The organism is Arthrobacter sp. RT-1 (assembly GCF_003367205.1).
Classification (GTDB): domain Bacteria; phylum Actinomycetota; class Actinomycetes; order Actinomycetales; family Micrococcaceae; genus Arthrobacter.
The window spans coordinates 29,430-43,091 of record NZ_QRGQ01000017.1; the positions used below are offsets into that span (position 1 = coordinate 29,430).

Genomic DNA, 13,662 nt, shown 5'->3' on the forward strand with positions numbered 1-13,662 from the left:
ATGCCAATCAATTGAGCCAAAGGCACTGCCGTGACGGCGGCCACCCTACAGTCTGTAGCACGCGTCACAACGCTGTGCCGCTGTTCACAAAGAAGGAGCCGGCCGTGCTGGTATTACTTGGATTCGCAATGATCGCGGTATTCATGGTGCTGATCATGACGAAAAAGTTGACGCCAGTGCTGGCGTTGATCATCGTCCCCACCGTTTTCGGACTTTTCGCAGGTGCCGGCCTGGGCATCGGCGACATGGTGATGGACTCCATGAAGTCCATGACCTCCACCGCAGCCCTGCTGATGTTCGCCATCATCTACTTCGGACTGATGATCGACGTCGGGCTGTTCGACCCGCTGGTGAGGTTCATCCTCCGCAAGCTGGGCAATGACCCCGCCAAGGTGGTCCTGGGCACCGCCCTGCTGGCTGCCGCAGTGTCCCTGGACGGTGACGGCTCCACCACCTTCATCCTCACCACCGCCGCCATGCTGCCCATCTACCTCCGCCTGAAGATGAGCCCCGTGGTCCTCACCTGCGTGGCCGGCCTGGCCAACGGCACCATGAACATCGTTCCGTGGGGCGGCCCCACCGCCCGCGCCGCCACCGCCCTGAAGATCGATGTCAATGACGTCTTCGTTCCCATGCTCCCGTCGCTGATCGGCGGCATCGCCGTCGTCCTCGCCTTCGCCTGGCTCCTTGGCCTGCAGGAGCGCAACCGCCTCCGCGCCACTGCCCCGGAGATCTGGGGCGTGCCGGACACCGCTGAAGGGTTCGACGGCGGCACCCCCGCGGGCGGTTCAGGAACCGGCCGCGGACGCAAGGGAACCAACCCCGGCGGAGCAGCCCCCGCCGTCGGCGGTTCCTCCGTCGCCGTCCTGGAACGCACCGAAGACCTCGTGGATGACAGCGACACCGCCATGGCGGACACCGCCCTGGACCCCAACCGCAGCACCCTGCGCCCCAAGCTGTTCTGGTTCAACCTGGTCCTCACGGTCGCCGTGATGGGCATGCTCATCGCCGACCTCGTGCCCCTGCCGTACGTGTTCATGGTGGGCTCCGCCATCGCCCTGCTGGTGAACTTCCCCCACGTCAAGGACCAGGCCGCGCAGATCGTGGCCCACGCCCCGTCAGTGGTTGCCGTGGTCAGCATGGTCATGGCTGCCGCAGTCCTGACCGGCGTGCTCACCGGCACCGGCATGGTGGAGGCCATGTCCGCGTGGCTGGTGCAGATCATCCCGTCCAGCATGGGCCCGCTCATGGCCGTCATTACCGGCGTCCTCAGCATCCCCATGACCTTCTTCATGAGCAACGACGCCTTCTACTTCGGCGTGCTCCCCGTCCTGAGCGAGACCGCCGGCCATTACGGGATCAGCGCAGCCGAGATGGCCCGCGCCTCCATCACCGGCCAGCCGTTCCACATGCAGAGCCCGTTGGTTCCCGCCATCCTGCTCCTCGTATCACTGGCCAAGGTGGACCTCGGCGACCACCACAAGAAAGTGCTGTGGCGCAGCGCGGTAGTGTCCCTGGTCATGCTGGGAATCGGCGTGCTGACCGGAGCCATTGGAATCGGTTAGTCTGTAGCTGCCGCGGTGCTGCCCTGAGGGGCAGGGACCCGGTAGGAAGGTGCCTGTCTGACGCCCGCTGGGGGTCGTCAGACGGGCATCATCGTTTCCCCACTAGAATGGATCGGAAATCAATTCAAACTTTGCAGGGGAGATCCATGGCTGCGATCAACCGTGACGACGTTGCGCATCTCGCGCGGCTCGCTCACATTGAGATGAGTGCTCAAGAGCTGGACAGGATGGCCGGGGAACTCGCCGTCATCGTTGATTCGGTCAAGTCCGTCAGTCAGGCCGCCGGTGACGACGTCCCGGCCACGTCCCACCCCATCCCGCTGAACAATGTGTTCCGCGAGGACGTTGTTGGGCACACCTTCACCGCGGAACAGGCACTCTCCGGTGCGCCGGATTCCGATGACAACCGTTTCAAGGTCCCGGCAATCCTGGATGAGGCATAACCATGACTGACAACAACGAACTCATCCGCCTCTCCGCCGCCGGGCTGGCGGAAAAGCTGGCCGCCGGTGAGGTGACCTCCGTGGAGGCCACGCAGGCATACCTGGACCGGATCGCCGCCGTGGACGGCGGCGAACGGGGCGTCAACGCGTTCCTGCACGTCAACGCCGAAGAGGCCCTCTCCGTCGCAGCCGAGGTGGATGCCATCCGCGCCGCCGGCGGCGCGGAAGCCGATGCGCTGCACGTCCTGGCCGGCGTTCCCATCGCCGTCAAGGACCTCATCGTCACTGTCGGCCAGCCCACGACGGCCGGTTCGAAGATCCTGGAGGGCTGGCACAGCCCGTACGACGCCACTGTGGTGGAGCGCCTGCGCGCGGCGAAGATGCCCATCCTGGGCAAGACCAACCTGGACGAGTTCGCCATGGGCTCCTCCACCGAGCACTCGGCCTACGGCCCCACCCGCAACCCCTGGGACCTGGACCGGATCCCGGGCGGCTCCGGCGGCGGGTCCGCTGCCGCCGTCGCCGCTTTCGAGGCCCCGCTTGCCCTCGGCACGGATACCGGCGGGTCCATCCGCCAGCCCGGGGCAGTCACCGGCACCGTCGGCGTGAAGCCCACCTACGGCAGCGTGTCCCGCTACGGCGCCATCGCCATGGCCTCCTCGCTGGACCAGATCGGCCCGGTGTCCCGGACTGTCCTGGACTCGGCACTCCTGCACCAGGTCATCGGCGGGCACGATCCGCGCGACTCCACCTCCCTTCCGGACCCGCTGGCGGACCTCGTGGCCGCCGCAAAGACCGGCAGCGTCGAGGGCATGCGGATCGGCATCATCAAGGAACTGCACGGCGAGGGCTACCAGGCCGGCGTCGAGAACCGCTTCAATGATTCCCTGGAACTGCTGCGGGAAGCGGGCGCGGAAATCGTTGAGGTGTCCTGCCCCAACTTCCAGTACGCGCTGGGAGCCTACTACCTGATCATGCCGTCAGAGGCGTCCTCCAACCTCGCCAAGTTCGACGGCGTCCGCTACGGCCTGCGCGTCCTGCCCGAGGACGGTCCCATGACCATTGAGCGCGTAATGGGTGCCACCCGCGCCGCCGGCTTCGGCGATGAAGTGAAGCGGCGCATCATCCTGGGCACCTACGCCCTGAGCGCGGGCTACTACGACGCCTACTACGGTTCGGCCCAGAAGGTCCGCACCCTGGTGCAGCGCGACTTCGATGCCGCCTTCACCGTGGCCGACGTCCTGATTTCCCCCACGGCGCCCACCACCGCCTTCCGCCTCGGCGAAAAGCTGGACGACCCGCTGGCGATGTACCTCAACGACGTCGCCACCATCCCGGCCAACCTGGCCGGTGTACCCGGGCTGTCCCTGCCCGGCGGACTTGCGGACGAGGACGGACTGCCCGTGGGCATCCAGCTGCTCGCCCCCGCCCGGGAGGACGCCCGCCTGTACCGGGTTGGCGCCGTGCTGGAGTCGCTGCTTGAGGCCAAGTGGGGCGGTCCGCTGCTGGCGCAGGCGCCCGCGCTGGGTGAGCTCGTTGAAGCCAAGGAGGCAAAATAATGAACACTGACGCAATCCTGAGCTTCGAAGAGGCCATGGAGAAGTACGATCCCGTCCTGGGGTTCGAGGTCCACGTGGAGCTCAACACCAAGACCAAGATGTTCTCCTCCGCGCCCAACGTCTTCGGTGACGACCCCAACACCAACGTCAACGAGGTGGACCTGGGCATGCCCGGCGTCCTGCCCGTGGTGAACAAGGCCGCGATCGAGTCCTCCATCAAGATCGGCCTGGCACTCAACTGCAAGATCGCCGAGTCCTGCCGCTTCGCCCGGAAGAACTATTTCTACCCCGACACCCCCAAGAACTTCCAGACCTCGCAGTACGACGAACCCATTGCGTACGACGGCTACCTGGACATCGAACTGTCCGACGGCACCGTGTTCCGCGTTGAGATCGAACGCGCGCACATGGAGGAGGACGCCGGAAAGCTGACCCACATGGGCGGAGCCACGGGCCGCATCCAGGGTGCGGACTTTTCGCTGGTGGACTACAACCGCGCCGGCGTGCCCCTGGTGGAAATCGTCACCAAGCCCATCGAGGGAGCGGGCTCCCGTGCGCCGGAGCTGGCCAAGGCCTACGTGGCTGCGGTCCGCGAAATCGTGAAGAACCTTGGTGTGTCCGACGCCCGGATGGAACGCGGCAACGTGCGCTGCGACGCCAACGTCTCCCTTCGCCCGCACGGCCGCGAACGGTTCGGCATCCGGTCTGAGACCAAGAACGTTAACTCGCTGCGCGCCGTCGAGCACGCCGTCCGCTACGAGATCCAGCGGCACGCCGCCGTGCTGGACTCCGGCGAGCCCGTGGTCCAGGAAACCCGCCACTGGCACGAGGACACCCGCACCACCACATCCGGCCGGGCCAAGTCCGACGCTGACGACTACCGTTACTTCCCGGAGCCTGACCTGGTTCCCGTGGTTCCGTCCCGGGAATGGGTTGAGGAACTCCGGGCCACGCTGCCCGAGCCGCCGGCTGCCCGCCGCAAGCGCCTGCAGGCCGACTGGGGCTACTCGGACCTGGAATTCCGCGACGTGGTGAACGCCGGCGTTATGGACGAGATCGAGGAAACCATCGCCGCCGGTGCGTCGGCTTCGGTTGCCCGCAAGTGGTGGATGGGCGAGATCGTGGGCCGCGCCAAGAACGCCGATGTGGATCCCGGCCAGCTGGGTGTCCGTCCCGCCACCATCGTGGAACTCGCCCGCATGGTGGAAGAGGGCAAGATCAACAACAAGATGGCCTCCGAGGTGCTGGACGGCGTGCTCGCCGGCGAAGGCACTCCGGCGGAGATCGTCGACAAGCGCGGCCTCGCCGTCGTGTCCGACGACGGCCCCCTGCTCGAAGCCATCGACGCCGCCCTGGCAGCGCAGCCCGACGTCGCGGACAAGATCCGCGGCGGCAAGGTACAGGCCATCGGCGCCATCGTGGGCGGGGTCATGAAGGCCACCCGCGGCCAGGCCGACGCCGGTCGCGTCCGCGAGCTGATCCTGGAGAAGCTGGGCGTCACCGTCTAGGTCCTTTCGTCCTAACCGGGCAGCAGTTTTGCCGTTCATGACGGCATCTACTGCTGCCCGGTTGTGCTTTAAGTACTCAGGTGGCCGCCCCGAAAAGTACGCGTGTTCATGCGCCCGCCACGGTCCTACACTGGAGCGCACGGGGCCGGCCTATGGCGGCCCCGGCCAGCGATGCGAAGGGGGCCGCGATGCCACAGCAGGACCAGCCGGGGATCCGGAAGGCACTCCTGGCGGGGGCTGTGGCCCTTGCCCTGACCGGAACTGGCGCGGCCCTGGCTTGGTCTGCCGACTCACCCACGCCTTCACCGTCCCAGTCGGCGCCCGGGCAGGACAACCGCCAGGACAAGCCGGCCAAACCGGACAAGCCGGCCAAGCCGGACAAGGCCCAGCGGCCCCAGCTGCAGCACAGCGAAAGCGTGGTTAAGAGGGCGGACGGCACCTTCCAGACGGTTCTTGAGCAGCGCGGAACCGTGGAATCGGTGAGCGCCACGGCCATCACGGTCAGGAGCGAGGACGGCTACACCCGGACGTACGCCGTCACCGCTGATACGAAAATCACCAAGGTCCCGGCTCCTGCGGCGGACGGCGGGTCCACGGGCAGCCCAGGGTCTACGGGCAGTCCAGGGTCTACGGGCAGTCCGGGGGCAACGGGCGACGGCGGCAAGCGGCATAAGCAGTCAGCAGGAACCATCGCGGACATCACCGCCGGGGAAGTGGTCCGGATTTCCGGGGTGACGAACGGGGACCAGGCCACGGCGGACCGGATCGCCGAGGGCGCTGGGGACGTGCCGGGCCTCGGGCTGGGCCGCGGCCACGGCCTGGGGCATGGAAAGGACCACGGGCACGGCAACGGGCTGGGCAGGGGCCACGGGCACGGAAACCAGCCCAAGTAGGTAGCACCAACTGTCGTTATGGGTGCCCAGAACGACAGTTACTGCTACCCAGTTGGGTCAGTCCCGGTCCACGAGCCCCGCCATGATGTCCTGCAGCGCCTCGCACACGATCATGACGGAACGGCGCTTCAGGTTTTCCGGCCGGGCCAGCAGGTCGATCCGTCGGCGGGTGCTGATGCCCTCAAGGGGACGGAGCACAATGTCCGGGTTGAGCACCGGGCCTGCCGTGTACCGCGGCAGCAGTCCGATCACACCCCCGGCAGCCACAAGTGCCGCCACCGTGGAGTAGTCGTTGATGCGATGCACGATGTTCAGTTCCCTGCTGGACACGGCGGCGACGGCGGACAGCACATCGGCGGGGGAGTAGCCGGCGTGGCTGGTCACCCAGGCCTCGCGGCCGACGTCGTCCGCTGTTACGGCGGCCTGGCGGGCCAGCCGGTGCCCTGCGGGCAGCGCCACGTCCAGCGGCTCATGGGCGAGCGGAATCACTGTCACCCGTTCGGCAGGCCAGCGGGGGCTGTGGTCCATGCGGTGCGCGAGGACCAGGTCGTAGCGCGCCGTCAGCGCGGGAAAGTCCTGCTGTGCCACGTCCTCGTCGGAGAGTTCCACCCGCGGCTGCCCGGGGGCGTCCAGGATCCTGGCCAGCGGCGCGAACACGGCCTGACCGGCGCTGTGGAAACCGCTGAGGGTTACCCGGCCGGACGCCGACCCGTGGTAGGTCCCGATCGCACCCCTGGCGTCGGCCATGGCACTGACGACGGCGGCACCGGCGTCAGCAAGCACCTGCCCCGCCTCGGTCAGCACCAGGTTCCGGCCCTCCTTCCGCGTCAGGGGCACGTCCACAGTTCGCTGCAGCAGGGCCAGTTGCTGGGAGACGGCCGACGGGGTGACCATGAGGGTGTCCGCAACGGCCTTGACGCTGCCCAGGGCGCCGAGTTCGCGCAGGATTTCGAGCTGGTGGATCTCCATCGCACCAGTCTATGCATTAGGAAAAGCTACATCGTCGATTGAGAATATCCCTGTTGTGCTAAAGCTTCTTCGCCGTTGTAATGAGGAGGGCAGCAACCTGCCGAAGAAGTGACTGACGAGAGTAAGGAAGCCAATGAAGGCTCTGTACAAGGCCGGCCCACAGGCCGGCTTCGAGCTGGCGGACCGGCCGGAGCCGGAGGCCGGCCCTGCCGACGTCAAGATCCGCGTTATGACCACGGGCATCTGCGGCACCGACCTCCACATCCAGTCCTGGGATTCCTGGGCGCAGGGGATCATCGAGGCGCCCCTGATCGCCGGCCACGAGTTCTACGGCGAAGTGGTGGAAACAGGCGAAGACGTCCGCGACGTAAAGGTGGGGGACCGGGTATCCGGCGAAGGGCACGTGGTGTGCGGAATATGCCGCAACTGCCGTGCGGGCCGCCGTCAGATGTGCATCCACACGGTCAGCGTGGGCGTGCAGCGTGATGGTGCCTTTGCCGAATACGTCGTCATACCGGAAACCAACGTCTGGGTGCACCACGATCCGTCGGTCACCCCTGAGCTGGGGGCCATCTTCGATCCTTTCGGCAACGCCGTGCACACGGCACTGAGCTTCCCGCTGGTGGGCGAGGACGTGCTGATCACCGGCGCCGGGCCCATCGGGCTGATGGCCATCGCCGTCGCCCGCCATGCCGGTGCCCGCAAGATCGCCATCACCGATGTCTCCCGGCCACGGCTGGACCTGGCCCGGCAGCTGGGCGCAGACCTCGCCATCGACGTCTCCACCACGCGCGTCCATGATGCCCAACGCGAACTGGGCATGCGGGAGGGCTTCGACATCGGCATGGAAATGTCCGGCCACCCCACAGCCCTGCCCGAGATGATTGACAACATGAACCACGGCGGCCGGATTGCCATGCTGGGCCTGCCGAGCCAGGACATCACCATCGACTGGGGCAAGGTGGTCACCCACATGCTCACGCTTAAGGGCATCTACGGCCGGGAGATGTTCGAAACCTGGTACGCGATGAGCGCCATGCTCTCCTCCAACCCCGTGCTCCACGCGGGCATCTCCGCCGTGGTCACCGATACGCTCCCCGCTGCCGAATGGGAGAAAGGCTTCGACAATGCCCGCAGCGGCGCGGGCGGCAAAGTTGTCCTCGACTGGACCCGACTCTAAGGAACACCATGTACACCTCGATCAAGGACCAGCTGCGCACCGAGCTGGAGGACATCCGCACCGCCGGACTCTACAAGACCGAACGCAGCATCAACTCCCCGCAATCCAGCCACATCACGGCAGGAAGGATTGGCGCGGACGGAGCAGCCGTCCTGAACTTCTGCGCCAATAACTACCTTGGCCTGGCGGATCACCCGGACATCATCGCCACGGCCAAGGCCGCGATGGATGAGCGGGGCTTCGGCATGGCCAGCGTCCGTTTCATCTGCGGCACGCAGGACCTGCACCTGGAGCTCGAGGCGCGCGTCTCCCGCTTCCTGGGCACCGAGGACACCATCCTGTTCTCCAGCTGCTTCGATGCCAACGGAGGTGTCTTCGAGTCCCTGTTCGGTCCTGAGGACGCCATCATCTCCGACGCCCTCAACCACGCCTCGATCATCGACGGCATCCGGCTGTGCAAGGCCCAGCGGTTCCGCTACGCCAACCAGGACATGGCGGACCTAGAAGCGAAGCTCGTGGAGGCGAAGGGAGCCCGGCGCAGGATCATCGTGACCGACGGCGTTTTCTCGATGGACGGTTACCTGGCTCCGCTGGAAGCCATCTGCGACCTCGCCGAAAAGCATGACGCGCTGGTGATGGTGGATGATTCGCACGCGGTCGGTTTTATGGGCGCCACCGGCGCAGGAACTCCGGAACATGCCGGTGTTTCGCACCGGGTGGATATCTACACCGGCACCTTTGGCAAGGCCCTGGGCGGAGCGTCCGGCGGTTATGTGTCCGGGCGTGCCGAGGTGGTGGCCATGCTGCGGCAGAAGGCCAGGCCGTACCTCTTCTCCAACTCCCTTGCCCCGGCCATTGTTGCCGCCACCACTAAGGCGCTGGACCTGGTCCAGAACTCAGCGGACCTGCGGCGGCAGCTCTTCGACAATGCCGCGCTGTTCCGTCAGCGGATGACGGAGGAAGGCTTCGACCTGCTGCCCGGCGAACACGCCATTGTCCCGGTGATGTTCGGCGACGCTGTCCTGGCGGCCAAGGTTGCTGACCGGATGCTGCAGCACGGCGTCTTTGTCACTGCCTTCAGCTTCCCCGTGGTTCCGCGCGGCGCCGCGCGGATCCGGGTGCAGCTTTCGGCCGCACACTCCGCGGACGACGTCGAGGCCTGCGTGGCTGCCTTCGTCGCCAGCCGGGCTGAGGTAGCAGCAGACTGACCCGCCACCGCACCCCCTGCAACACTTTGGTTCGCTCCCTAACCTCCGGTGGTTGAGCCTGTCGAAACCAGAAGGAGCCCAGCAACTCTGCATCTCTGCAAGGATGGACGCATGGCAGCACATTACGATGTCCTGATCGTCGGCGGCGGCATCGCCGGATTGTCTCTGGCGTCCGCGCTGGCGGGCAGATGCAGCGTGGCGCTGGTGGAAGCGGAGCAGGAACTCGCGTACCATACGTCCTCCCGCTCCGCCCGGCAGCTCATCCCGAGCTACGGACCGCCGGTGGTCCGGGAACTGACGGTCCGGACCCTGGAGCTTATTGCCGCCAGGGACGTGGAACTGCCTGAACCGGTGCTCACGCCCCGCAGCTTCATGCTGATCGGCGGCGAGGAGGACGTGGCGGCGGAAGCCAGCGGCTCCATGCAGCCCATCACGCATGCCGAGGCGCTGGAGCTCTGCCCGGCGCTGGTCCCGGACGCGTTCAGCGCGGCCGGCCTGGACACCCACTCCTTCGGATGCAATGCTCCACTGCTGCTGGCGGACCACCGGCAGCGGGCGGTAGCGGCCGGGGTGGATATCATCACCGGCGCACGGGTCCATTCGGCGCAGCGCCTGGGTTCCGGCTGGCAGGTGGGGGCGGGCACCGAGGCCTTCCAGGCCGGCGTCCTGGTCAACGCCGCCGGTGCCTGGGCCGATGAACTCGCCGTCATCAGCGGCGTGGAAAAGCTGGGCCTTCAGCCGTACCGGCGCACTGCGGCGATTGCCGCCGTCGGGCACCCCCTGCCGGAGCACAGCCCCATGGTTGCAGCGGCGGACAACACCTTCTACTTCCGGCGGGAAGGCAACGACGTGCTCATTTCGCCGTCGGAGACCGTGCCCAGCGGGCCGGAGGACGCCCGGCCCCGCGCGGGTGACGTGGAGCATCTGGTGGAACGGCTGAACGCTGTCACCACGCTCGGGATCACGGCGGTGCGCAGGGCCTGGACGGGACTCAGGACCGAGGCTGCCGACGGCGTCCCGGTGGCGGGATTCGACGCCGAAGCGCCCGGCTTCTATTGGCTCGCGGGGCAGGGCGGCTACGGGTTCCAGACCTCATCCGCCCTGACGGAACTGGCTGCTGAGCAGATTCTGTCCGGGCAGCAGGGCCGGGGTGAGGCCGGCGGCGAGCGTCCGGAATCCCGGACAGCGGAGGCGTTGGCAGCCACCCGCTGGTCCATCCGGCGCTGAAGAATGGTTCAATGAGCACCCTGATCACCAACATTGCCGAGCTGATGACCCAGGATCTCGAGCACCGGGTCCTGAAAGACGCGGCGGTGGTGGTTGAGGGGGAGCGCATCGCGTGGATTGGCGCTGCTGCCGATGCCCCTGCTGCGGACGAGGCCATTGATGCCGGCGGCCGGGCGGTCCTCCCGGGGTGGGTGGACTCCCATACCCATTTGCTGTTCGCCGGCGACCGGACGGCCGAGTTCGAGGCACGCATGGCGGGGGAGCAGTACGCCGCAGGCGGCATCGCCGTCACCATGAACGCCACCCGCGCCACCTCGGACTTCGACCTCACGCGCCTGGCGCTCGGCCGGGTGGCGGAAGCCGTCTCACAAGGAACCACCTACCTGGAGACGAAAACCGGTTACGGCCTGGACACTGACCATGAGGCCCGCAGTGCCCGCATCGCGTCCACCGTTGCAGACCAGGTGACGTATCTGGGCGCCCATCTGGTTCCGGCGGGCCAGGATCCGGAGGCGTACACCGACCTGGTGTGCGGTCCCATGCTGGCTGCGGTCCGTCCCTACGTTCAGTGGGCTGATGTTTTCTGCGAGGAAGGCGCCTTCACAGCTGAGCAGTCACGCCGGGTCCTGCTGGCCTGCCGCGACGCCGGCCTCGGACTCCGCGTGCACGGCAACCAGCTCGGCGAGGGCCCCGGCGTGCAGCTGGCCGTGGAACTCGGCGCAGCCAGCGTGGACCATGTGAATTACCTGGCCGGCGGGGATGTCGAAGCGCTCGCCGGAACCTGGTCGGGCTGGGACGCAGCCGCCGGCGAGGGTTCGCGGGGGACCGTGGCCACGTGCCTGCCGGCGTGCGACCTTTCCACCCGGCAGCCGTTGGCACCCGCCCGCGCGCTCCTGGACGCCGGCGTGCAGGTGGCGCTCGCCTCCAACTGCAATCCCGGCACCTCCTACACCAGCTCGATGGCGTTCTGCGTCGCTACTGCCGTGCTCCAGATGCGCCTCAGTGTGCACGAGGCAGTCCGGGCCGCCACCTACGGCGGCGCCCTGGCGTTGCACAAGGACACCGGAAACGACGCCGACGGCGAACGCGCCGTCGGTTCCATCGCCGTCGGGCACCGGGCGGACCTTCACATGCTTAACGCGCCTTCGGCCACGCACCTCGCTTACCGGCCGGGCATGCCGTTGACGTACGCTGTGTGGCGGGCCGGAGACCGGGCACGGTAAATCCCTGCCACCTTTGTGACGTAAGGTGATCGTTTCGCTTCTGTTATGATCAGAAAGCGTCATCGAAGCGATGGCCGGAGTACCGAGAGGCCCTGCATGACCCGCACTGACCGGCTGACCGCCATCCTTGACCTGCTGGCCAAATCGGGCCAGGTGGAAGTCGATGAAATCGTCAGCAACCTGGGCGTATCACCGGCCACCGCACGGCGGGACCTGGACAGCCTGGCCAAGCGCCGGCTCCTCACCAGGACCCGGGGCGGAGCCACCACCGGTGCCCTGGCGTACGACCTTCCCGGCCGCTACAACCGGGACGACCACGCCGAAGCCAAGGAACAGATTGCACAGGCGGCGTCCGCGCTGATCAGGCCGGGCGCCGTGATCGGTCTCTGCGGCGGCACCACCAGCACCGCGCTGGCACAGATCCTCGCCACCCGCGAAGACCTCAACGCCCCCTCCAACCAGCCCACGCTGACGGTGGTCACGAACGCCATTAACATCGCCGGGCAGCTGGCGGTGCGGCCCAATATCAAGGTCATGGTGACCGGCGGCATCCTCAACCCCCGGTCCTACGAGCTGGTGGGCCCCTACACGGACATCATCATGCAGAAGGTAGTGCTGGACATCGCCTTCATCGGGGTCAACGGCATCGACCCGGAAGTGGGGCCAACGAACACCGGCGAGGGGGAGGCATCCGTCAACGCGCTGCTCGCGAGCCGGGCACGGGTTTCCTATGTCCTGGCTGATTCTTCCAAGGTGGGCGTCCGGGCCTTTGCCACCATGGACGGGTACAACTTCACCCGGCTGATTACGGATGCCGGGATCTCGCCGCGGGACAAGGCGGCCTTCGAGGCCAATGGCACCGAAGTTATCGTCGCGCCCAGCTGAACTCCCGGCTCAATACGGCAGGCCTGAATATCCCCGGCCTGAATATCCCGCCTGAATATCCCCGGCCTGAATATCCCCAGCCTCAATACCTCCGGCCTGGATACGGCAGGCCTGCACACCGCCCTCCGAATACCGCCGGCGCCACGCGTGGATTGCTCGGTCAGGCTTGACCCAGCAACTGCAGGCAAGATGGGTACATGTTGGTTCCCTCCCGCCGCCGCCTGAAGTTCGAAGTCTGGATTGTACTGGGCCTCTCCCTTGGCCAGTCCGCCGTGTACTCCGTGGTGCAGCTCCTGGACAAGATGACCCGTGCGCCGCTGGCCGAGGGCACCTCAACGCTGAACCGCTCCCAGAGTACACGCGAGTATTTTGACCTGACCTACCAGTTGCTGGACATCATTTTCGCGCTGGTTCCTGTGCTGCTGGTGATCTATTTCCTCACTGACCAGCGGCAGGCGGCGTCCGGAGATGTTGGCAATCAGGGCTCAGCCTTCCGGAAGCTGGGCTTCAATTTTGCGCGGCCGGGAATGGACATGATGCAGGGGGTGGGGTTGGCGGCCCTGATCGGCATCCCGTCGCTCGGCCTCTACGCCGCGGGCCGGGCGCTGGGGATAACCACCGCGATCATTCCCAGTGCGCTGGACGCCTACTGGTGGACGGTGCCGGTTCTGATCCTGTCCGCCATCCGGCATGCCGTGGTGGAGGAAGTCATCGTGGTGGGCTACCTGCTGAACCGCTTCGGCAAGTTTGGCTGGAGCGTGCCGCTGTCCATTGCCGCCAGCGCGCTCCTGCGTGGAAGCTACCACCTGTACCAGGGCTTCGGGCCGTTCATCGGCAATGTGGTCATGGGTATTGTCTTCGCGTGGCTCTACACCCGGACCAAGCGCGTCATGCCCCTGGTCATTGCACATGCGTTGCTGGACATCGTCGCTTTTGTCGGCTTCAGCCTTTTTGGAAGGTCCGTGGGCCTGGGCTAGGCGGGCACGACGACGGGCGGGGCAC

General features: G+C 66.8%; 12 protein-coding genes. 11 read left to right on the forward strand and 1 reads right to left on the reverse strand.

What is annotated here, in order from left to right; genetic code table 11:
- Positions 1-104 precede the first annotated feature (104 nt).
- From DXK94_RS14530 to DXK94_RS14550, 5 genes are all read left to right on the forward strand, one after another.
- On the forward strand, positions 105-1,565 hold the full coding sequence (locus DXK94_RS14530) for a CitMHS family transporter (protein WP_115525514.1): 1,461 nt from the start codon (positions 105-107) through the stop codon (positions 1,563-1,565).
- Between the two features lie 146 nt (positions 1,566-1,711).
- Positions 1,712-2,008 carry an Asp-tRNA(Asn)/Glu-tRNA(Gln) amidotransferase subunit GatC gene (gene gatC / locus DXK94_RS14535; RefSeq protein WP_079595590.1) on the forward strand — a complete coding sequence of 99 codons (297 nt, stop codon included), beginning with the start codon at positions 1,712-1,714 and terminating at the stop codon, positions 2,006-2,008.
- Positions 2,009-2,010: 2 nt separating this feature from the next.
- A complete protein-coding gene (gene gatA, locus DXK94_RS14540) occupies positions 2,011-3,567 on the forward strand; it encodes an Asp-tRNA(Asn)/Glu-tRNA(Gln) amidotransferase subunit GatA (RefSeq protein ID WP_115525515.1) in 1,557 nt (518 codons plus the stop codon).
- On the forward strand, positions 3,567-5,075 hold the full coding sequence (gene gatB / locus DXK94_RS14545) for an Asp-tRNA(Asn)/Glu-tRNA(Gln) amidotransferase subunit GatB (protein WP_115525516.1): 1,509 nt from the start codon (positions 3,567-3,569) through the stop codon (positions 5,073-5,075). The genes gatA and gatB overlap by 1 nt, the downstream gene beginning before the upstream one ends.
- A 188-nt stretch (positions 5,076-5,263) precedes the next feature.
- The gene (locus DXK94_RS14550; protein WP_115525537.1) at positions 5,264-5,968 is read left to right on the forward strand and encodes a hypothetical protein; all 705 of its coding nucleotides are present in this window, start codon (positions 5,264-5,266) and stop codon (positions 5,966-5,968) included.
- Positions 5,969-6,025: 57 nt separating this feature from the next.
- Here the strand turns inward: DXK94_RS14550 and DXK94_RS14555 are convergent, their stop codons facing one another.
- Positions 6,026-6,937, reverse strand: a complete 912-nt coding sequence (locus DXK94_RS14555; RefSeq protein ID WP_115525517.1) for a LysR family transcriptional regulator — start codon at positions 6,935-6,937, stop codon at positions 6,026-6,028.
- 133 nt (positions 6,938-7,070) lie between these two features.
- On the opposite strand from DXK94_RS14555, the gene tdh reads away from it, so the two are divergent.
- The 6 genes from tdh (at position 7,071) to DXK94_RS14585 (ending at position 13,637) form a co-directional block, all read left to right on the forward strand.
- A complete protein-coding gene (gene tdh, locus DXK94_RS14560; protein ID WP_115525518.1) occupies positions 7,071-8,117 on the forward strand; it encodes an L-threonine 3-dehydrogenase in 1,047 nt (348 codons plus the stop codon).
- Between the two features lie 8 nt (positions 8,118-8,125).
- Positions 8,126-9,325 carry a glycine C-acetyltransferase gene (locus tag DXK94_RS14565; protein ID WP_115525519.1) on the forward strand — a complete coding sequence of 400 codons (1,200 nt, stop codon included), beginning with the start codon at positions 8,126-8,128 and terminating at the stop codon, positions 9,323-9,325.
- A gap of 111 nt (positions 9,326-9,436) precedes the next feature.
- Positions 9,437-10,552, forward strand: a complete 1,116-nt coding sequence (locus DXK94_RS14570) for an FAD-binding oxidoreductase (RefSeq protein WP_115525520.1) — start codon at positions 9,437-9,439, stop codon at positions 10,550-10,552.
- Between the two features lie 11 nt (positions 10,553-10,563).
- Complete coding sequence (gene hutI / locus DXK94_RS14575; RefSeq protein WP_115525521.1) at positions 10,564-11,775, forward strand: imidazolonepropionase; 1,212 nt, start codon at positions 10,564-10,566, stop codon at positions 11,773-11,775.
- A gap of 96 nt (positions 11,776-11,871) precedes the next feature.
- Positions 11,872-12,660 (forward strand): DeoR/GlpR family DNA-binding transcription regulator, encoded by a 789-nt coding sequence (locus tag DXK94_RS14580; protein WP_115525522.1) that lies wholly within the window; start codon positions 11,872-11,874, stop codon positions 12,658-12,660.
- Positions 12,661-12,857: 197 nt separating this feature from the next.
- Complete coding sequence (locus DXK94_RS14585) at positions 12,858-13,637, forward strand: CPBP family intramembrane glutamic endopeptidase (RefSeq protein ID WP_115525523.1); 780 nt, start codon at positions 12,858-12,860, stop codon at positions 13,635-13,637.
- Positions 13,638-13,662: the final 25 nt, after the last annotated feature.

What these genes read in the sequence shown, in the direction of transcription:
- gatC (WP_079595590.1), top strand. Translation starts at nt 1,712, where the DNA reads ATGGCTGCGATCAACCGTGACGACGTTGCGCATCTCGCGCGGCTCGCT.
- gatA (WP_115525515.1), top strand. Translation starts at nt 2,011, where the DNA reads ATGACTGACAACAACGAACTCATCCGCCTCTCCGCCGCCGGGCTGGCG.
- gatB (WP_115525516.1), top strand. Translation starts at nt 3,567, where the DNA reads ATGAACACTGACGCAATCCTGAGCTTCGAAGAGGCCATGGAGAAGTAC.
- DXK94_RS14550 (WP_115525537.1), top strand. Translation starts at nt 5,264, where the DNA reads ATGCCACAGCAGGACCAGCCGGGGATCCGGAAGGCACTCCTGGCGGGG.
- DXK94_RS14555 (WP_115525517.1), bottom strand. Translation starts at nt 6,937, where the DNA reads ATGGAGATCCACCAGCTCGAAATCCTGCGCGAACTCGGCGCCCTGGGC.
- tdh (WP_115525518.1), top strand. Translation starts at nt 7,071, where the DNA reads ATGAAGGCTCTGTACAAGGCCGGCCCACAGGCCGGCTTCGAGCTGGCG.
- DXK94_RS14565 (WP_115525519.1), top strand. Translation starts at nt 8,126, where the DNA reads ATGTACACCTCGATCAAGGACCAGCTGCGCACCGAGCTGGAGGACATC.
- DXK94_RS14570 (WP_115525520.1), top strand. Translation starts at nt 9,437, where the DNA reads ATGGCAGCACATTACGATGTCCTGATCGTCGGCGGCGGCATCGCCGGA.
- hutI (WP_115525521.1), top strand. Translation starts at nt 10,564, where the DNA reads ATGAGCACCCTGATCACCAACATTGCCGAGCTGATGACCCAGGATCTC.
- DXK94_RS14580 (WP_115525522.1), top strand. Translation starts at nt 11,872, where the DNA reads ATGACCCGCACTGACCGGCTGACCGCCATCCTTGACCTGCTGGCCAAA.
- DXK94_RS14585 (WP_115525523.1), top strand. Translation starts at nt 12,858, where the DNA reads ATGTTGGTTCCCTCCCGCCGCCGCCTGAAGTTCGAAGTCTGGATTGTA.